Origin of the sequence: Pseudomonas sp. B3G-3 (assembly GCF_028640915.1) — a bacterium.
Taxonomy (GTDB): domain Bacteria; phylum Pseudomonadota; class Gammaproteobacteria; order Pseudomonadales; family Pseudomonadaceae; genus Aquipseudomonas; species Aquipseudomonas chlororaphis_I.
Window position 1 is genome coordinate 29,783 of record NZ_JAQZAB010000121.1, and the last position, 18,794, is coordinate 48,576.

Below are 18,794 nucleotides of genomic sequence, written 5' to 3' on the forward strand. Positions count from 1 at the left end.
CAAGCGATGCATTGCCTGCGACCGCCGCGCGATGATTCGCCGTGGGTCGCTGTCCATCCAGCGCAACGTTGCGCAGCGAGGTGACCACATGCCAAACGACTCCCGTCCTGCCGTGCTCGAACTGATCGGCAACACGCCGCTGGTGCGTGTCAGCCGTTTCGATACCGGCCCCTGTACGCTGTTTCTCAAGCTTGAATCGCAAAACCCCGGAGGTTCGATCAAGGACCGTATCGGCCTGGCGATGATCGACGCCGCCGAGCGCGACGGCCGCCTGCGCCCCGGCGGCACCATAGTCGAGGCCACCGCTGGCAACACCGGCCTGGGCCTGGCCCTGGTCGGCCGTGCCAAGGGCTACCGGGTGGTCCTGGTGGTGCCGGACAAGATGTCCACCGAGAAGGTCCTGCACCTCAAGGCGATGGGCGCCGAAGTGCACATCACCCGCTCCGATGTCGGCAAGGGCCACCCCGACTACTACCAGGACATGGCGGCGCGGCTGACCAAGGAGATTCCCGACGCCTTCTTCGCCGATCAGTTCAACAACCCGGCCAACCCGCTGGCCCACGAATGCAGCACCGCGCCGGAAATCTGGGCCCAGACCCAACATGATGTGGACGCCATCGTGGTCGGCGTCGGTTCGGCCGGCACCCTGACCGGGCTGACCCGTTTCTTCCGCCGGGTACAGCCGGACCTGGAGATGGTGCTGGCCGACCCGGTGGGCTCGGTGATGGCCGAATACAGCCGCAGCGGCGCCCTGGGCACGCCCGGCTCCTGGGCCGTGGAAGGCATCGGCGAAGACTTCATTCCGTCCATTGCCGACCTTTCCAGCGTGCGCAAGGCCTATTCCATCAGCGACGAGGAAAGCTTCGAGCACGCCCGCCAGCTGCTGCGCGCCGAGGGCATTCTCGGCGGCTCTTCGACCGGCACCCTGCTGGCCGCGGCACTGCGCTACTGCCGCGAGCAGACCGAGCCGAAGCGGGTGGTCAGCTTCGTCTGCGACACCGGCACCCGCTACCTGTCGAAGATCTATAACGACCAATGGATGAACGATCAGGGCCTGCTTGCGCGCAAGCGCTACGGCGACCTGCGCGACCTGATCGCGCGGCGCTTCGAGGACGGCCGGGTGATCAGCGTAGGGCCGGACGACACCCTGCTCACCGCCTTCCAGCGCATGCGCCTGGCCGACGTCTCGCAACTGCCGGTGCTGGTGGACGGGCAGCGGCTGGTCGGAGTGATCGATGAGTCGGACATCCTGCTGGGCGTGCACGAAGACGCTTCGCACTTTCGCCAGACCGTGGCCAGCGCCATGAGCGATCAGCTGGAAACCCTGCCTCCCAGCGCCAGCCTGGCCGAACTGGAGGCGGAACTCGACCGTGGCTTCGTGGCGATCATCGCCGACGCCTCGGGCTTCCACGGCTTGATTACCCGGGTCGACATGCTCAATCACTTACGGAGATCGCTAACATGAGTCAACAGGATGAAACCGGCGCGCCGCGTGCCTTCGCTACCCGGGTAATCCATGCGGGGCAAACGCCGGACCCTTCCACCGGGGCGCTGATGCCGCCGATCTACGCCAACTCCACCTATGCCCAGCAGAGCCCCGGGGTGCACAAGGGCCTGGACTACGGGCGTTCGCACAACCCCACGCGCTGGGCGCTGGAGCGCTGCGTGGCGGACCTTGAGGGCGGCACCCAGGCCTTCGCCTTCGCCTCCGGGCTGGCGGCGATTTCCAGCGTGCTCGAACTGCTCGACGCCGGCGCGCATATCGTTTCCGGCAATGACCTGTATGGCGGCACCTTCCGCCTGTTCGAACGGGTGCGCCGGCGCAGCGCCGGGCATCGCTTCAGCTTCGTCGACCTGTCCGACCTCTCGGCCTTCGAAGCGGCGTTGCAGGACGACACCCGGATGGTGATGGTCGAGACCCCGAGCAATCCCCTGCTGCGCCTCACCGATCTCGCCGCCATCGCGCGCATCTGCCGCGCGCGGGGCATCATCTGCGTCGCCGACAACACCTTTGCCAGCCCGTGGATCCAGCGCCCGCTGGAGCTGGGCTTCGATATCGTGCTGCACTCGACGACCAAGTACCTCAACGGCCACTCCGACGTGATCGGCGGCATTGCGGTGGTCGGCCAGAACCCCGACCTGGCCGAGCGCCTGGGCTTCCTGCAGAACGCCGTGGGGGCCATCGCCGGGCCGTTCGACGCCTTCCTCACCCTGCGCGGGGTGAAGACCCTGGCGCTGCGCATGGAACGCCACTGCAGCAACGCCCTGGAGCTGGCGCAATGGCTGGAACGCCAGCCACAGGTGGCGCGGGTCTACTACCCGGGCCTGCCGTCCCACCCGCAGCACGCCCTGGCGCGACGGCAGATGCAGGCTTTCGGCGGGATGATCTCCCTCGATCTGAACTGCGACCTGGCCGGCGCCAAGCGTTTTCTCGAGAACGTGCGGATCTTCGCCCTGGCCGAGAGCCTGGGCGGGGTGGAAAGCCTGATCGAGCACCCGGCGATCATGACCCACGCCAGCATTCCCGCGGAAACCCGGGCGCAGCTCGGCATCGGCGATGGGCTGGTGCGCTTATCCGTGGGGGTCGAGGATGTCGAGGACCTGCGCGCCGACCTGGCCCAGGCGCTGACGCGGATCTGAATGGCTGACAGGCACAAAAAAGCCCGCCTGGCGTACAAGGCGGCTCGCTGAGAGCCGCATTGCATCGCCAGGCGGGCTTGTCGTTCCCGGGGCTCAGCCCTTGAACACTTCATCCAGCAGGTTGTGCATCGAGGTGAAGGCACGGCCCGCGGTCCTGGCGTCGTACATCATCATGCCCGGCACATTGGCGTGCGGATCGGTGAAGGAATGCACCGCGCCGCCGTAGCTCAGCAACTGCCAATCCACGCCTGCGGCATTCATTTCTTCTTCGAAGGCCGGCAACTGCTCTTTCGGCACCAGCGGGTCGGAGGCGCCATGCAGCACCAGTACCGAGCCCTTGATGTTCCGCGCGTCGGCCGGGTTCGGCGTATCCAGGGTGCCGTGGAAGGACACCGCGGCTTTCAGCGGCGCACCGCTGCGCGCCAGCTCCAGGGAGCAGCAGCCACCGAAGCAGAAACCGAAGGTGGCCAGCCTGGCCTTGTCCACCGCGGCTTCCTGCTGGCTTTGCAGCGCCTCGAAGGCCGCCTGCATGCGCTTGCGCAGCAGGGCCCGGTCATCCTTCAGCGGCATCATGGCGGCGCCCGCCTCGTCGCCGTTGCTCGGACGGACCTGTTGCCCGTACAAGTCGGCGATCAGCACCACATACCCCTTGGCGGCCACCGCCTCGGCGATCTTCTCGGCACCGGCGCTGACCCCCATCCAGTTCGGCGCCATCAACAGCCCCGGACGTGGGCCCTGCTGGCTGGTATCGAACGCCAGGCGGCTTTCATAGGCTTGACCATCAATCTGGTAGACCAGGGAACGAACAGTGACTTGGCTCATTTCAGACTCCTGATTCAAAAACACCGGAATGAAAAAACCCGCCGAAGCGGGTTTTTATGCAACGCAGTTAAACCGACAGTTCAACCAGCAGCTTGTTCAGACGACGCACATAGGCGGCCGGGTCTTTCAAGCTGTCGCCGGCCGCCAGGGCCGCCTGATCGAAGAGGATGTGCGACAGGTCGCCGAAGCGCTCGTCGCTCTGCTCGCCGTCGAGTTTCTCGATCAACGGGTGAGCCGGGTTGAATTCGAAGATCGGCTTGGAATCCGGCACCTTCTGCCCGCTGGCCTCGAGGATCTGGCGCATCTGCAGGCCCAGGTCCTGCTCGCCGATCGCCAGGATCGCCGGGGAGTCGGTCAGGCGGTGGGAAACCCGCACTTCGCTGACGGTATCGCCCAGGGCGGTCTTGATCCGCTCCACCAGGCCTTCCTTGCTCTTGGCGACTTCTTCCGCGGCCTTCTTGTCCTCTTCCGAGTCCAGGTTGCCCAGGTCCAGGTCACCACGCGCCACGTCGACAAAGCTCTTGCCGTCGAAGTCGCTCAAGTAGCTCATCAGCCACTCGTCGATGCGATCGGTCAGCAGCAGCACTTCGATGCCTTTCTTGCGGAAGACTTCCAGGTGCGGGCTGTTCTTGACCTGCGCGTAGGTTTCGCCGGTGAGGTAGTAGATCTTGTCCTGGCCTTCCTTGGCGCGCGCCAGGTACTCGGCCAGGGAAACATTCTGCTCGCCGTCGTCGCCCTGGGTGGAGGCGAAGCGCAGCAGGCCGGCGATCTTTTCCTTGTTGGCGAAGTCTTCGGCCGGACCTTCTTTCATCACCTGGCCGAAGTTTTTCCAGAAGCCCTTGTATTGCTCAGGCTCGTTCTTCGCCAGTTTTTCCAGCATGTCCAGCACGCGCTTGGTCAGCGCCGACTTCATGGAGTCGATGATCGGGTCTTTCTGCAGGATTTCCCGCGACACGTTCAGCGACAGGTCGTTGGAGTCGACCACACCCTTGATGAAGCGCAGGTACAGCGGCAGGAAGGACTCTGCCTGATCCATCACGAACACGCGCTGCACGTACAACTTCAGGCCTTTCGGCGCTTCACGCTGGTACAGGTCGAATGGCGCACGGGCCGGCACGTACAGCAGCGAGCTGTATTCCAGCTTGCCTTCGACCTTGTTGTGGCTCCAGCTCAGCGGGTTCTCGAAGTCATGGGCGATGTGCTTGTAGAACTCCTGGTATTCCTCGTCCTTGATCTCGGTACGCGGACGGGTCCACAGGGCACTGGCGCGGTTGACGGTTTCCCATTCCTGCGCAGGTTTCTCTTCACCCTCGGCGGCAGCGACCTCTTTCGGCAGCTCGATCGGCAGGGCGATATGGTCGGAGTACTTCTTGATGATGTTGCGCAGGCGCCAGCCATCGGCGAACTCGTCGTCGCCGGACTTCAGGTGCAGGACGATACGGGTGCCGCGGTCGGCCTTGTCGATGGTCGCGACTTCGAACTCGCCTTCGCCCTTGGAGGACCAGTGCACGCCCTCGCTGGCAGCGAGGCCGGCACGACGGCTGAAGACATCGACCTTGTCGGCGACGATGAAGGCGGAATAGAAGCCCACGCCGAACTGGCCGATCAGGTGCGAATCCTTCTTCTGGTCGCCCGTGAGGTTTTTCATGAAGTCGGCGGTGCCGGACTTGGCGATGGTCCCCAGGTGGGTGATCACATCTTCCCGGCTCATGCCGATGCCGTTGTCTTCGAGGGTGACGGTCTTGGCGTCCTTGTCGAAGCTCACACGGATTTTCAGCTCCGCGCCACCTTCCAGCAACTCAGGCTTGGACAGGGCTTCGAAGCGCAATTTGTCGACAGCGTCAGAGGCGTTCGAGATCAGTTCGCGAAGGAAGATTTCCTTGTTGGAATACAGCGAATGGATCATGAGGTGCAGCAGTTGCTTTACCTCGGTCTGGAAGCCCAGGGTTTCCTTTTGAGTTTCCACACTCATGGTCATCAAACTCCAATCAGATGGCATAAGCCGCGCCCGGAGGGCTTACGGCGGGATGTCCACAGAGTTGGGGGCTAGACCTGAGATTTCAAGGGCCTGGACTTTCTTCGAGCTTGAAATGTGCTCGGGCGGTGGCAATCGGCTCCTCCGCACTGCTCTGCCAGGCGGTGATGGCCACGTTCGCCACCCGCCGGCCCTGGCGGCAAACCTGGCACCTGGCATAGGTATCGCGAAACTGCCCCGCACGCAGGTAATCGAGGGAGAAGTCGATGATCTTCGGCACTCCGGGCGAACCGGTGCCAATCAACAGATGCAGGGCCGCAGCCAGCTCCATGAAACCGGCGATCACCCCACCGTGCAGGGCCGGCAGCAACGGGTTGCCGATGTTGTCGCGGTTGGCGGGCAGGCGAAACAGCAACTCATCACCCTGTCGCGAACACTCGATGCCGATCAGCCTGGCGTAGGGAATCATCTGCAGCAGTGCGGCGTAATCGCCCTGCTGGTGGGCACGCTGCACTTGTTCCTGGAAATCGTCGCTCATGGCTGCTCACCCTTGATGGCGCCGGCAAAACCTTTGCTGCCCTTGATGCCCTTGCCCATGCGCATGAAGGTGCCCACCACATGGGCAACGGGGTGCTCGGGATCGTCCTGATAGGCAAAACCGCGGGTGAAAATCACATCGCTGGTCACCCGATAGCACTGGGCAAAGCCGTACACGCTTTTGCCCGGTTCCGCCGGATGCATGTAATCGATGCGCAGGTCCAGGGTCGGGCAGACTTCGAACTCCGGCAGGACGCACAAGGTGGCCATGCCGCAAGCGGTGTCCATCAACGAGGTCAGCGCGCCACCATGGATCACTCCGGTCTGTGGGTTGCCGACTATCTGCGGGCTGTAAGGCAGCGTCAGGGTGATGCCGTCTTTTGAAGCGCTGTGCACGCTCATGGCCAATACCTGGCAATGGCGCAGCGCCGACAAAAACCGCGTCGCACGCTCAAAAACAGGGTTTTGCTCCATAAGGCAATTCTCTAGTTGATGTCAAAACCGCTCAGTTAACGAGACCGGTAAAAGTTCCATATTGCTGGCACTTTATATATCTTTAGCTTTCAAGGAACTTAACCTGTAGAGCCATGCTCGAAAGGCCAGAAGATATCTTCAATAAGGAGAAACACCCCATGCGTAAGACTTTAGCTATTGCCCTGATGCTGACCGCTTCCCTCGGTCTCGCTGCCTGCGATAAAAAATCCGAGGACAAAGCTCAAGATGCCAACCAACATGCTGAGCAAGCTCAACAGAAACTGAACGAAGCTCAGGATAAAGTGAACGAAGCCGCAAAAGAAACCGTCGATGCAGCCAAAGATCAGGTTGAATCGAGCAAAGCAGCTGTTGAAGAAGCTGCCAAGGAAGCCGCTCCTAAAACCAACTAATCCGGTTTTAGTGCAGCAAAAAGAAAGCCCGCCTAGTGCGGGCTTTACTTTGTCTGGAATAACCTCTAAGCCAACAGGCGGCGAAAAATCGGACTAAGCATCAGCAGCATTGAACAGAGCAGGCCGATAAACCAGACCAGACTGCGCTGCCAGGCAAGATCCGCCCAATAACACAGCAGATAGATAACCCGCGTAATGACAAAGACAATCGCCAGCCCATCGATCAACCAACCCTGAGTCTGGGTGGTATGGGCCATCAGCACCCCGACCGCGAATAACATGAAGGCTTCGAAGCTGTTCTGGTGCGCCGCCAGCGCCCGGGCACCGAATCCCGTAAGTTGCGCCTGTTGCTGGCGTGGCAGGTGATTGTCGTAACCGCCCTGCTCTTTCATGGCCCTGGCCACCGGCATCCGTGCCACGTAAATCAACAGTGCGCTGATAAACACACACCAGAACGCGATACTCATCAGGCTATCTCCTTGTTCGCCTCAGGCAATGGCGCCTCTGTAGGGGTATAGACCATCACGTCCAACACGTCGGAATGAAACTCCCGGCGGTACAGCACCAGCACCACGCCCGCGCTCATCAGCATGAACAGCCAGGGGCTGACGAACCAGGCCAGCATGCTCATGCCGAAGTAATAGGAACGCAGGCCGAAGTTGAACTGGTTGGCGGCCATGGAAATCACCCGCGCAGCCCGCAGGGCAAAGGCTTTTCGCTCCTGTTCGGAAACATGTCGCTCACCGATCATTGGCGCCGAGCCGACGAGGATGGCGGCGAAGTTGTACTGGCGCATGCACCAGCTGAAGGTGAAGAAGGCGTAGACGAACACCAGGGCCAGGCACAGCAGCTTGATCTCCGACATGCCCTGGGAGGCCTGCTGCACCATGGGAATGTCGGCCAGCAGCGACACCGCACGCTCGGAAGCACCGAGCACGGTAAGGATACCGGCGAGGATAATCAGGGTGCTGGAAGCGAAGAACGAGGCATTGCGCTCCAGGTTGCCGATCACGCTGGCGTCGGCGATGCGGTTGTCGCGCAGCAGCATGCGGCGCATCCAGTCTTCCCGGTACAGGTGCAGCACGCTGGCCAGGCACGCGGTGTCGCGGCCCTTCCACGTGGCGTAGCGGGTATAGCCACCCCAGCAGATGACAAACCAGAGGGCGGCGATGAGATGGATCAGGTTGGCTTCGACGAACGACATGCAGGTTCCCGGATAGGCGTTGGCAGAGTGCGGATACAACTGGCACTGCTTCGACGTTGATCGAGGAAAAAAGACACCATCCCTCGCCCATAAAAAATGCCCCGCATCGCTGGATACGGGGCATTTTTTTATGGTTACTCGGTGCCCGCTCGTGACGGGCATCGGGCAGATAGCGGTTTAGGCCAGGGCTTCGCTGCGCTTGCCCAGCAGGCGGTCGCAGACTACAGCGACTACCAGGGTCATGACCGAAGGCACCAGCCACGCCAGGCCCTGCTCGCTCAGCGGCAGGTGCATCAACTGGGTGGGCATCCAGTCCGCCAGGCCGGCGCCCTTGAGGGCGTCGATCAGGCCGAACAGGAAGGACACCAGCATCACCGGACCGACGATGCGGCCTTGCTCATGCCAGAAGTCCTTGCAGAAGCTCAGGGCCACCAGGGCGATGCATGGCGGGTAGATAGCGGTCAGCACCGGGATGGAGAAAGCGATCAGCTTGGTCAGGCCCAGGTTGGACACCAGCAGCGAGAACGCCGCCAGGATGATCACCAGAGTCTTGTACGACAGCGGCAGTACGCGGCTGAAATACTCGGCGCAGGCACAGGTCAGGCCGACCGCAGTCACCAGGCAGGCCAGGGAAATCAGCACGGCCAGGAAGCCGCTGCCCAGGGAGCCAAAAGTGTGTTGCACATAAGCGTGCAGCACCGCCGCGCCATTGGTGGCGCCGACCGCGACTTCGTGGCTGCCCGAGCCCAGGCGGAACAGGCTGACATACACCAGCGCCAAGCCGACGCCGGCAATCAGCCCGGCGATGATCGCGTAACGAGTGATCAGGCGTGGCGACTCGACACCGCGGGAGCGGATGGCGTTGACGATGACGATGCCGAACACCAGTGCGCCCAGGGTATCCATGGTCAGGTAACCATTGATGAAGCCTTGGGAAAACGGCGCCGCGACGTATTCGGGAGTCGCCACACCGATATCACCGGCCGGCAAGGCGAACGCGGCGATGCCCAGTACGGCCAGGGCGATGATCTTCAGCGGCGCGAGGAAACGCCCAACGGTGTCCAGCAGGCGTCCCGGGTAGAGGGAGATGAAAAACACCAGCAGGAAATACGCCGAGCTATAGAGGAACAGCGCCAGCGGGCTTTCGCCGGTCAGCGGCGCCAGGCCGACTTCGAAGGATACGGTCGCGGTACGCGGCGTCGCGAACAACGGGCCGACCGCCAGGTAGCAGACCGCCGCTAGCAGGCCACCGGCGATTTTGCCGATCGGGCTGCTCAGCGCGTCCATCGCCCCGCCGACCTTGGCCAGCGCAACGACGGTCACCACCGGAAGGCCCACGGCGGTGATCAGAAAGCCCAGCGCCGCGATCCAGACGTTAGGTCCGGACTGCAAGCCGACGATAGGCGGGAAGATGATATTGCCGGCCCCGACGAACAGGGCAAAGGTCATAAAACCCAGTGCCAGAATGTCCTGGCCTTTCAACACTTTCATTAAGGAAATACCACACTACTGAATCGGAATTTAGAGAGGGATTTCCCTTATGGGTGAGGGAAATGCTGTCGGTCCGTATAGGACTGACCCGTTTAGCGCGCAGCTTCCTTGTGGGACGCAGACGCAAAAGAGGCGGCTAGCCTACCGAATTTGTAAGACAAACGCACTGTTAGAGGGCGAACTGTCCGATAAGCGACATTTGCGTGTCGCGTTTACATATTAAAAGCAGCTGCAAGATACAAGTTTCAAGCAACAAGCTTCTCTTGCAGCTTGAGGCTTGCAACTGCTCTTAACGAACAAAGGCCACCCGAAGGTGGCCTTTGTCAGCAGAGTTGCAAGCTAAGCGCGAGGCTTACTTGACAGCCCAGCCAGTCAGCTCGGCCAGGGCCTTGCCGATGTCTGCCAGCGAACGCACGGTTTTCACGCCTGCGTCTTGCAGAGCAGCGAATTTCTCGTCTGCAGTGCCTTTGCCGCCAGAGATGATTGCGCCAGCATGGCCCATGCGCTTGCCCGGAGGAGCAGTCACACCAGCGATGTAGGAAACAACCGGCTTGGTCACGTTAGCCTTGATGTAGGCAGCCGCTTCTTCTTCAGCCGAACCGCCGATTTCGCCGATCATCACGATCGCTTCGGTCTTCGGGTCTTCCTGGAACAGCTTCAGGATGTCGATGAAGTTGGAGCCCGGGATCGGGTCACCACCGATGCCGACGCAGGTGGACTGACCGAAACCGGCGTCAGTGGTCTGCTTGACGGCTTCGTAAGTCAGGGTACCGGAACGGGAAACGATACCGACCTTGCCTGGCAAGTGAATGTGACCTGGCATGATGCCGATCTTGCATTCGCCTGGAGTGATCACGCCTGGGCAGTTAGGGCCGATCAGGGTAACACCCAGCTCGTCGCACTTGACCTTGGCATCCAGCATATCCAGGGTAGGAATGCCTTCGGTGATGCAGACGATCAGCTTGATGCCGCCGAAAGCCGCTTCCAGGATGGAGTCCTTGCAGAAAGGAGCTGGAACGTAGATCACGCTGGCGGTGGCGCCAGTGGCAGCTACAGCGTCTTTCACGGTGTTGAAGACAGGCAGGCCCAGGTGCTCGGTGCCGCCTTTGCCCGGAGTTACGCCGCCAACCATCTTGGTGCCGTATTCGATGGCTTGCTGGGTGTGGAAACTACCTTGCGAACCGGTAATACCCTGGCAGATAACTTTGGTGTCTTTATTGATCAGGACGCTCATTATTTGCCCTCCGCAGCTTTGACAACTTGTTGAGCAGCGTCGGTCAGGCTGGTAGCAGCGATGATGTTCAAGCCGCTTTCTGCCAGTACTTTAGCGCCCAGTTCAGCGTTGTTGCCTTCAAGGCGAACAACAACCGGGATTTTCACGCCGACTTCTTTCACTGCACCGATGATGCCTTCGGCAATCATGTCGCAACGAACGATGCCGCCGAAGATGTTGACCAGTACTGCAGCGACGTTGGTGTCGGACAGGATGATCTTGAAGGCTTCGGTCACGCGCTCTTTGGTAGCGCCACCACCTACGTCGAGGAAGTTGGCTGGCTTACCGCCGTGCAGGTTGACGATGTCCATGGTACCCATGGCCAGGCCGGCACCGTTGACCATGCAGCCGATGTTGCCTTCCAGGGCCACGTAGTTCAGTTCGAACTTGGCGGCGTGCGCTTCGCGCGGATCGTCCTGCGACGGATCGTGGAAAGTCTTCAGCTTAGGCTGACGGTACATGGCGTTGGCGTCGATGTTGATCTTCGCGTCCAGGCAGTGCAGATCGCCATCAGCCTTGATCACCAGCGGGTTCACTTCCAGCAGAGCCAGATCGTGGTCCTGGAACAGTTTGGCCAGACCAACGAAGATCTTGGCGAACTGGGCAACTTGCTTGCCTTCCAGGCCCAGCTGGAAAGCCAGCTCGCGACCCTGGAACGGCTGAGCGCCAACCAGTGGATCAATAGTGGCTTTGAGAATTTTTTCTGGAGTGTCGTGAGCGATTTTCTCGATGTCCACGCCACCTTCGGTGGAAGCCATGAACACGATGCGACGGCTCGAACGGTCGACGACAGCGCCCAGGTACAGCTCTTTAGCGATATCAGTGCACGATTCAACCAGGATCTTGGTGACTGGCTGACCATTGGCGTCAGTCTGGTAAGTCACCAGACGCTTGCCCAACCACTGTTGAGCGAATGCTTTAGCGTCTTCTTTGCTGCGAACCAGCTTTACGCCGCCCGCTTTACCGCGACCACCGGCGTGAACCTGGGCTTTGACAACCCACTCGGAGCCGCCGATCTTGTCGCAAGCTTCTGCTGCTTCTTCCGGGGTGTCTACCGCGTAGCCTTTGGATACTGGCAGGCCGTATTCAGCGAACAGCTGCTTACCCTGATACTCGTGAAGATTCATGCTTTTTACCGTCTTCGTTAGGTACTGCGCATTCGGCGCTGCGCTCTTGATGAGTGCCGCGCCACCTGTGACCGCTCCTCACCGGACTCCCCTGCCCCGCCTCCGCAACCTGGGCTGCGGCACGACGCCTGAAGATTCCCGTGAGGTCGAGTCCAGCGGACGTTCCGCGGTGAGTCTTGCTCGCAAGGCTCACGACGGGCAATCCGCCGTGGTTTCTTATTGTCTTAACGCTTTTTGCGGTTGGCGATGTGGATGGCGCCGCCATTCACTGCCAGTGCTGCTTCGTGCAGCGCTTCGGACAGGGTCGGATGGGAGAAAACCATCATGCCCAGGTCTTCGGCGCTGGTGCCGAATTCCATGCCGATCGCACCTTGCTGAACCAGTTCCGCCGCGCTCGGGCCAATCACGTGGACGCCCAGTACGCGGTCAGTCTTGGCATCAGCGATGACTTTTACGAAACCGCCGGTGTCGTTGGCTGCCATGGCACGGCCGCTGGCTGCGAACGGGAAGGTGCCGACGTTAACTTCAACGCCTTCAGCTTTCAAGGCCTGCTCGGTCTTGCCAACCCACGCGATTTCCGGGTGAGTATAAATAACCGAAGGGATCAGGTCATAGTTCATCTGAGCCTTGTGGCCCTTGATGCGCTCGACGACCATGATGCCCTCTTCCGAGGCCTTGTGAGCCAGCATCATGCCGCGAACCACGTCGCCGATCGCGTAAACGCCCGGTACGGTGGTGGCGCAGTGATCGTCAACATGCACGAAACCGCGCTCGTCGAGGGTCACGCCGCAATCGGCAGCCAGCAGATCAGTGGTCACCGGACGGCGACCAACGGCTACGATCAGCTTGTCGAAAGTGATGTTCTGTTCGCCGTTGGCATCGGTGTAGGTCACGACCACTTCTTCGCCGCTGACCTTGGAGCCGGTGACGCGAGCGCCCAGCTTAATGTCCAGACCCTGTTTGGTCAGGGTTTTCAGCGCTTCCTTGGAGACGGCGGTGTCGGCAGCCATCAGGAAGGTGTCCAGGGCTTCCAGGACGGTCACTTCAGCGCCCAGACGGGACCATACCGAACCCAGTTCCAGACCGATCACGCCAGCGCCGATCACGCCCAGGCGTTTTGGTACGGATTGGAATTCCAGGGCGCCGGTGGAATCGACGATCACTTTCTGATCGACCGGGGCTGGTGGAATGTCGATTGGACGGGAGCCTGGCGCCAGGATGACGTTCTCGGCTTCGATCACTTCCACCGAGCCGTCTGGCTTGGTGACTTCGACTTTCTTGCCAGCCAGCAGTTTGCCGTGGCCCTGGATGGAGGTCACGCCGTTGGCCTTGAACAGGGTGGCAACACCGCTGGTCAGGTTTTTCACGATGTTGGCTTTGCGGCCGACCATCGCAGGCACGTCCATGGACACGCCAGCGTGGCTGATACCGTGGATCGCGAAACCGTCTTGGGCTTCGTGGAATTTCCAGGAGCTGTCCAGCAGCGCCTTGGAAGGGATGCAGCCGACGTTCAGGCAAGTACCGCCGAGGGCCAGCTTGCCCTCCTTATCGGTATATTTCTCGATGCAGGCAGTCGTGAGGCCGAGTTGCGCAGCTTTAATGGCAGCTACATAGCCGCCAGGGCCTGCGCCAATCACTACCACGTCGAATTTCTGAGTCATGTGTCATTCCTTCTCGAATCAAACCGGACGGCCTCTTGTGGAGGCCGTCGTGGGACGAAGCTGTTCGTTTCGGCGAAAGGCCGATCATCGCTGATCGGCCCATGCTACGAAATCAGATATCCAGCAGCAGACGAGCCGGGTCTTCCAGCAGGTTCTTGATGGTAACCAGGAAGGTCACTGCTTCTTTGCCGTCGATCAAACGGTGATCGTAGGACAGAGCCAGGTACATCATCGGACGGATAACCACCTGACCGTTGATCGCCATAGGACGCTGCAGAATGTTGTGCATGCCCAGGATCGCCGCTTGCGGCGGGTTGACGATCGGAGTCGACATCATCGAACCGAAAGTACCACCGTTGGTGATGGTGAAAGTACCGCCGGTCATTTCTTCCATCGACAGTTTGCCGTCACGGGCTTTCTTGCCGAAGGTGGCGATGCCGCCTTCGATTTCAGCCAGGCTCATCAGTTCGGCGTTACGCAGAACCGGAACCACCAGACCGCGGTCGCTGGATACGGCAACACCGATGTCGGCGTAGCCGTGGTAAACGATGTCGGAGCCGTCGATCGAGGCGTTGACCGCCGGGAAACGCTTCAGCGCTTCGGTAGCAGCCTTGACGAAGAACGACATGAAGCCCAGGCGTACGCCGTTGTGGGACTTCTCGAACAGATCCTTGTACTTCGAACGCAGGGCCATGACTTCGGTCATGTCGACTTCGTTGAAGGTGGTCAGCATCGCCATGTTCGACTGGGCTTCGACCAGACGCTCGGCAACCTTGGCACGCAGACGGGTCATTGGAACGCGCTTCTCGACGCGGTCGCCGGCAGCGAATACCGGAGCAGCGGCGGCTGGAGCAGCAGCCTTGGCAGGCGCGGCAGCCGGAGCGGCTTTCTTGGCAGCAACGGCTGCAACCACATCTTCCTTGGTCACACGACCGCCTTTGCCGGTACCGGCAACGGAGGCGATGTTGATGCCGTTCTCTTCAGCCAGCTTGCGCGCGGCTGGAGCCGCGATTGGATCGTCTTCGCCTTCGGCGGCAGGCGCTGCAGCCTGAGCGGCAGCGGCTGGAGCAGCAGCGGCAACAGCGCCTTCAGCGATGGAGCCCAGTACTTCGTCGGACAGAACGGTATCGCCTTCGTTCTTGACGATAGCGCCCAGCACGCCGTCAGCGGTGGCCAGAACTTCCAGCACGACCTTGTCGGTTTCGATGTCGACGATCAGTTCGTCGCGCTTGACGGCGTCGCCCGGTTTTTTGTGCCAGGTGGCAACGGTGCCATCGGCAACCGATTCCGGGAAAGTGGGGGCTTTGATCTCGATAGCCATTATCTGTGGTTCCTTAAATTCGGTTTCAGGTGCGCGAAGGCGTTAAACAGTGAAAGCATCTTGCAGCAGTTTTTCCTGCTGCTCGGCGTGCATCGATGCGTAACCGCATGCAGGTGCAGCCGAGGCTTCACGGCCCGCGTACTCGAGTACGAGCGACTTGTCGTGATTACCAACGATGCGGCGCATGTGGTGCTGGCTGCAGTACCAGGCACCCTGGTTCATCGGCTCTTCCTGACACCAAACGACATGTTTGAGGTTGGTGTACGGAGCCAGGACTTCGTTCAAGTCGTCCTCAGGGAACGGGTACAGTTGCTCGATACGCACGATGGCGATGTCGTCGCGGCCTTCGGCACGGCGTTTTTCCAGCAGGTCGTAGTAGACCTTGCCGCTGCACAGAACCAGACGATTCACGCCTTTTGGATCCTGGGCATCGATTTCCGGAATAACGGTCTGGAACGAACCTTCCGCCAGATCTTCCAGGGTCGAGATGGCCAGTTTGTGACGCAGCAGCGATTTCGGAGTCAGGACCACCAGCGGCTTGCGCAGCGGGCGAATCACCTGACGACGCAGCAGGTGGTAGATCTGGGCCGGGGTGGTCGGCATGCAGACCTGGATGTTGTGCTCGGCGCACAACTGCAGGTAACGCTCCAGACGAGCCGAAGAGTGCTCCGGACCCTGACCTTCATAACCGTGCGGCAGCAGCATGGTCAGACCGCAGAGACGGCCCCACTTGTGCTCGCCACTGGTGATGAACTGGTCGATCACCACCTGGGCACCGTTGGCGAAGTCGCCGAACTGGGCTTCCCAGATCACCAGCGCGTTTGGCGTGGTGGTCGAGTAACCGTATTCGAACGCCAGTACGGCTTCTTCGGACAGGAACGAATCGTACAGATCGAAACGTGGCTGGCCTTCGTACAGGTGCTGCAGCGGAATGTAGGTGCTGGCGTCTTTCTGGTTGTGCAGGACCGCATGACGGTGCGAGAACGTACCGCGGCCGATGTCCTGGCCGGTCATGCGGATCGGGTGACCTTCGAACGCCAGGGTCGCGTATGCCATGGTTTCGGCATAACCCCAGTTGATCGGCAGGCCGCCGGCTTGCATCTTCTGACGGTCTTCGTAGATCTTCGCGACCTGGCGCTGAACCACGAAGCCTTCCGGCAGCTCCAGCAGCTTGGCGGACAGTTCCTGCAGGGTCTTCAGATCGAAGGTGGTGTCGTGACGCGCAGTCCAGGCGTGGCCCAGATATGGACGCCAGTCCACGAACAGCTCTTTGTTCGGCTCTTTGACCAGGCTCTTCACGACGTGCAGGCCGTTGTCCAGCGCGTTGCGGTATTCGTCGACTTTCGCCTGAACACGCTCGGCGTCGAGCACGTTGGCCTGGACCAGACGATCGGCATACAGCTCACGGGTGGTGCGCTGTTTGGCGATCTGCTGGTACATCAGAGGCTGGGTGCCGCTTGGCTCGTCCGCTTCGTTGTGGCCGCGACGACGGTAGCAGACCAGGTCGATCACCACATCGCGCTTGTACTGCATGCGGTAGTCGATGGCCAGCTGGGTCACGAACAGTACGGCTTCCGGATCATCACCATTCACATGGAGGATCGGCGCCTGGATCATTTTCGCGACGTCGGTGGCGTACTCGGTGGAACGCGAGTCCAGCGGGTTGCTGATGGTGAAACCGACCTGGTTGTTGATCACGATGTGCACGGTACCGCCGGTCTTGAAACCGCGGGTCTGCGACATCTGGAAGGTTTCCATCACCACGCCTTGACCTGCGAATGCAGCGTCACCGTGGATGGAGATTGGCAGAACCTTGTCACCGGTCTGGTCGTTGCGACGATCCTGACGGGCGCGCACCGAACCCTCGACCACTGGCGAAACGATTTCCAGGTGGGACGGGTTGAAGGCCATGGCCAGGTGAACTTCACCGCCGGTGGTCATCACGTTGGACGAGAAGCCCTGGTGGTATTTCACGTCACCGGAGCCCAGCTCGACCTTCTTCTTGCCTTCGAACTCGTCGAACAGCTCGCGCGGGTTCTTGCCGAAGGTGTTGACCAGGACGTTGAGGCGACCACGGTGGGCCATGCCGATCACGACTTCCTTGGTGCCGTAGGAACCGGAACGCTGGATCAGCTCGTCGAGCATCGGGATCAGGCTTTCGCCGCCTTCCAGGCCGAAACGCTTGGTGCCCGGGTACTTGGTGCCCAGGTATTTTTCGAGGCCTTCAGCTGCGGTGACGCGCTCGAGCAGGTGACCCTTGATATCCGTGGAGTAGGTCGGACGGCCGCGCACGCTTTCCAGACGCTGCTGGAACCACTGGCGCTGCTCGGAATCGGTGATGTGCGTAAATTCAGCGCCGATGGTGCGGCAATATGTCTGCTGCAACGCTTCGTGAATTTCGCGTAGGCTCGCTTCCTCTTTGCCGATGAACAGGTCGCCGGCACGGAAGGTCGTATCAAGATCGGCATTGGTCAAGCCGTAATGATTGATTGACAGGTCTGCAGGTGCAGGACGCTGCCACAGCCCCAGCGGGTCAAGCTGGGCTGCCTGGTGGCCACGCATACGGTAGGCCTGGATCAATCGCAGCACTTCAACTTGCTTCTTCTCGTGCTCGCTGCTCACGCTACCGGCGGATACCGGCTGGGCGCGGCGCTGGTTCTTTGCCAGCAACACGAAATGATCGCGGATTGTCGAGTGCGAAACATCGATGGCAGTGCTGCCGTCGGTAGGCAACTTCTGGAAGTAAGTGCGCCACTCTTCTGGCACAGCGTTAGGGTCGTGCAGGTAGAGCTCGTAGAGCTCTTCCACATAGGCAGCGTTACTACCGGATAGGTAGGCGCTGTTCCACATGCGCTGCATCACGCTTTCTTGCATGCTTGGTCACCCTCGGTTAGGGGAACACCACCGGCGAAGACACCGAGCAAACTTGCAAAAGTCCGAGTGCAGCGACCAAAACAAGCCACTTAGGATCACGCTGATAGTCCGGGTACCAGCCCGGATGCCCCTGCTTGTCTCATTTCTTCAAAATACGAGCGGCAACTTTGTGAGCTGCTGCTCAGCTTAAAACTACGGCGCCGGTTGAAGCCTGCGCCGTAGCCTCTACGGGTACAGCGGTCCTGCCTTTACAACAGCTGGGTTACAGCAGCTGAATCACACGCCGCTCGAGAGCAGCATGTTACGTATGTGACCGATGGCCTTAGTCGGGTTCAGGCCTTTCGGACAAACGTTGACGCAGTTCATGATGCCGCGGCAGCGGAATACGCTGAACGGATCATCCAGCGAAGCCAGACGCTCGGACGTCTTGGTGTCGCGGCTGTCTGCCAGGAAGCGATAGGCTTGCAGCAGTGCAGCTGGACCCAGGAACTTGTCCGGGTTCCACCAGAAGGACGGGCAGGAAGTCGAGCAGCAAGCGCACAGGATGCACTCGTACAGACCATCGAGCTTTTCGCGCTCTTCAGGGGACTGCAGACGTTCGATGGCCGGAGCCGGCGTGTCGTTCTGCAGGAATGGCTTCACCTTCTCGTATTGCTTGTAGAAGATGCTCATATCGACGACCAGGTCACGGATAACCGGCAAACCTGGCAGCGGACGAACAACCAGCTTGTTGTTCTTTACCACGGCAGACAGCGGCGTGATGCACGCCAGGCCGTTCTTGCCGTTGATGTTCATGCCGTCGGAACCGCAAACGCCTTCACGGCAGGAGCGACGATAGGAGAAACCTTCGTCCTGCTCTTTGATCAGCGCCAGTACGTCCAGCACCATCAGATCCTTGCCACCGGTGTCGACCTGGAAAACCTGGGTTTTCGGCGCGGAGTCGGTGTCAGGGTTGTAACGATAAACTTCGACTTGCAACATATCG

The 18,794-nt window shown here is 60.6% G+C and carries 16 protein-coding genes; 3 read left to right on the forward strand and 13 right to left on the reverse strand.

The window, feature by feature from the left end; genetic code table 11:
- Positions 1-88: 88 nt before the first annotated feature.
- Both PVZ80_RS24410 and PVZ80_RS24415 read left to right on the forward strand, forming a co-directional pair.
- Positions 89-1,465, forward strand: coding sequence for a pyridoxal-phosphate dependent enzyme (locus PVZ80_RS24410; RefSeq protein WP_038631065.1), 1,377 nt, complete (start codon positions 89-91; stop codon positions 1,463-1,465).
- On the forward strand, positions 1,462-2,640 hold the full coding sequence (locus tag PVZ80_RS24415; RefSeq protein WP_016702204.1) for a trans-sulfuration enzyme family protein: 1,179 nt from the start codon (positions 1,462-1,464) through the stop codon (positions 2,638-2,640). The genes PVZ80_RS24410 and PVZ80_RS24415 overlap by 4 nt, the downstream gene beginning before the upstream one ends.
- A gap of 93 nt (positions 2,641-2,733) precedes the next feature.
- Here the strand turns inward: PVZ80_RS24415 and PVZ80_RS24420 are convergent, their stop codons facing one another.
- The 4 genes from PVZ80_RS24420 to PVZ80_RS24435 all read right to left on the reverse strand — a co-directional run bounded on the left by PVZ80_RS24420 (position 2,734) and on the right by PVZ80_RS24435 (position 6,448).
- Positions 2,734-3,462, reverse strand: coding sequence for a dienelactone hydrolase family protein (locus tag PVZ80_RS24420; protein WP_273864698.1), 729 nt, complete (start codon positions 3,460-3,462; stop codon positions 2,734-2,736).
- Positions 3,463-3,529: 67 nt separating this feature from the next.
- Positions 3,530-5,434 carry a molecular chaperone HtpG gene (gene htpG / locus PVZ80_RS24425; RefSeq protein WP_162094658.1) on the reverse strand — a complete coding sequence of 635 codons (1,905 nt, stop codon included), beginning with the start codon at positions 5,432-5,434 and terminating at the stop codon, positions 3,530-3,532.
- 88 nt (positions 5,435-5,522) lie between these two features.
- Positions 5,523-5,975: a PaaI family thioesterase gene (locus tag PVZ80_RS24430; RefSeq protein ID WP_038631061.1), complete on the reverse strand. Its 453-nt coding sequence runs from the start codon at positions 5,973-5,975 to the stop codon at positions 5,523-5,525.
- On the reverse strand, positions 5,972-6,448 hold the full coding sequence (locus PVZ80_RS24435; protein WP_028681909.1) for a PaaI family thioesterase: 477 nt from the start codon (positions 6,446-6,448) through the stop codon (positions 5,972-5,974). Before PVZ80_RS24435 ends, PVZ80_RS24430 begins: the two co-directional genes overlap by 4 nt.
- Positions 6,449-6,606: 158 nt before the next feature.
- Between PVZ80_RS24435 and PVZ80_RS24440 the strand changes: the two genes are divergently transcribed.
- Positions 6,607-6,858: a hypothetical protein gene (locus tag PVZ80_RS24440; RefSeq protein WP_009047772.1), complete on the forward strand. Its 252-nt coding sequence runs from the start codon at positions 6,607-6,609 to the stop codon at positions 6,856-6,858.
- 65 nt (positions 6,859-6,923) lie between these two features.
- On the opposite strand, the gene PVZ80_RS24445 is transcribed toward PVZ80_RS24440, so the two are convergent.
- The 9 genes from PVZ80_RS24445 to PVZ80_RS24485 all read right to left on the reverse strand — a co-directional run bounded on the left by PVZ80_RS24445 (position 6,924) and on the right by PVZ80_RS24485 (position 18,790).
- Positions 6,924-7,325 carry an MAPEG family protein gene (locus PVZ80_RS24445; protein ID WP_009047771.1) on the reverse strand — a complete coding sequence of 134 codons (402 nt, stop codon included), beginning with the start codon at positions 7,323-7,325 and terminating at the stop codon, positions 6,924-6,926.
- Entirely contained in the window at positions 7,325-8,062 is a 738-nt protein-coding gene (locus tag PVZ80_RS24450) for a DUF599 domain-containing protein (protein ID WP_009047770.1), read from the reverse strand. Before PVZ80_RS24450 ends, PVZ80_RS24445 begins: the two co-directional genes overlap by 1 nt.
- A gap of 177 nt (positions 8,063-8,239) precedes the next feature.
- On the reverse strand, positions 8,240-9,553 hold the full coding sequence (brnQ, locus tag PVZ80_RS24455; RefSeq protein WP_009047769.1) for a branched-chain amino acid transport system II carrier protein: 1,314 nt from the start codon (positions 9,551-9,553) through the stop codon (positions 8,240-8,242).
- Between the two features lie 352 nt (positions 9,554-9,905).
- Positions 9,906-10,787 (reverse strand): succinate--CoA ligase subunit alpha, encoded by an 882-nt coding sequence (gene sucD / locus PVZ80_RS24460; protein WP_007931513.1) that lies wholly within the window; start codon positions 10,785-10,787, stop codon positions 9,906-9,908.
- A complete protein-coding gene (sucC, locus tag PVZ80_RS24465) occupies positions 10,787-11,953 on the reverse strand; it encodes an ADP-forming succinate--CoA ligase subunit beta (protein WP_009047768.1) in 1,167 nt (388 codons plus the stop codon). The genes sucD and sucC overlap by 1 nt, the downstream gene beginning before the upstream one ends.
- 224 nt (positions 11,954-12,177) lie before the next feature.
- Entirely contained in the window at positions 12,178-13,614 is a 1,437-nt protein-coding gene (gene lpdA / locus PVZ80_RS24470; RefSeq protein WP_135006330.1) for a dihydrolipoyl dehydrogenase, read from the reverse strand.
- A gap of 112 nt (positions 13,615-13,726) precedes the next feature.
- Positions 13,727-14,935: a 2-oxoglutarate dehydrogenase complex dihydrolipoyllysine-residue succinyltransferase gene (gene odhB / locus PVZ80_RS24475; RefSeq protein WP_273864699.1), complete on the reverse strand. Its 1,209-nt coding sequence runs from the start codon at positions 14,933-14,935 to the stop codon at positions 13,727-13,729.
- 42 nt (positions 14,936-14,977) lie between these two features.
- Positions 14,978-17,809: a 2-oxoglutarate dehydrogenase E1 component gene (locus PVZ80_RS24480; protein ID WP_009047767.1), complete on the reverse strand. Its 2,832-nt coding sequence runs from the start codon at positions 17,807-17,809 to the stop codon at positions 14,978-14,980.
- 276 nt (positions 17,810-18,085) lie between these two features.
- Positions 18,086-18,790, reverse strand: coding sequence for a succinate dehydrogenase iron-sulfur subunit (locus PVZ80_RS24485; RefSeq protein ID WP_007931501.1), 705 nt, complete (start codon positions 18,788-18,790; stop codon positions 18,086-18,088).
- Between the last annotated feature and the right edge of the window lie 4 nt (positions 18,791-18,794).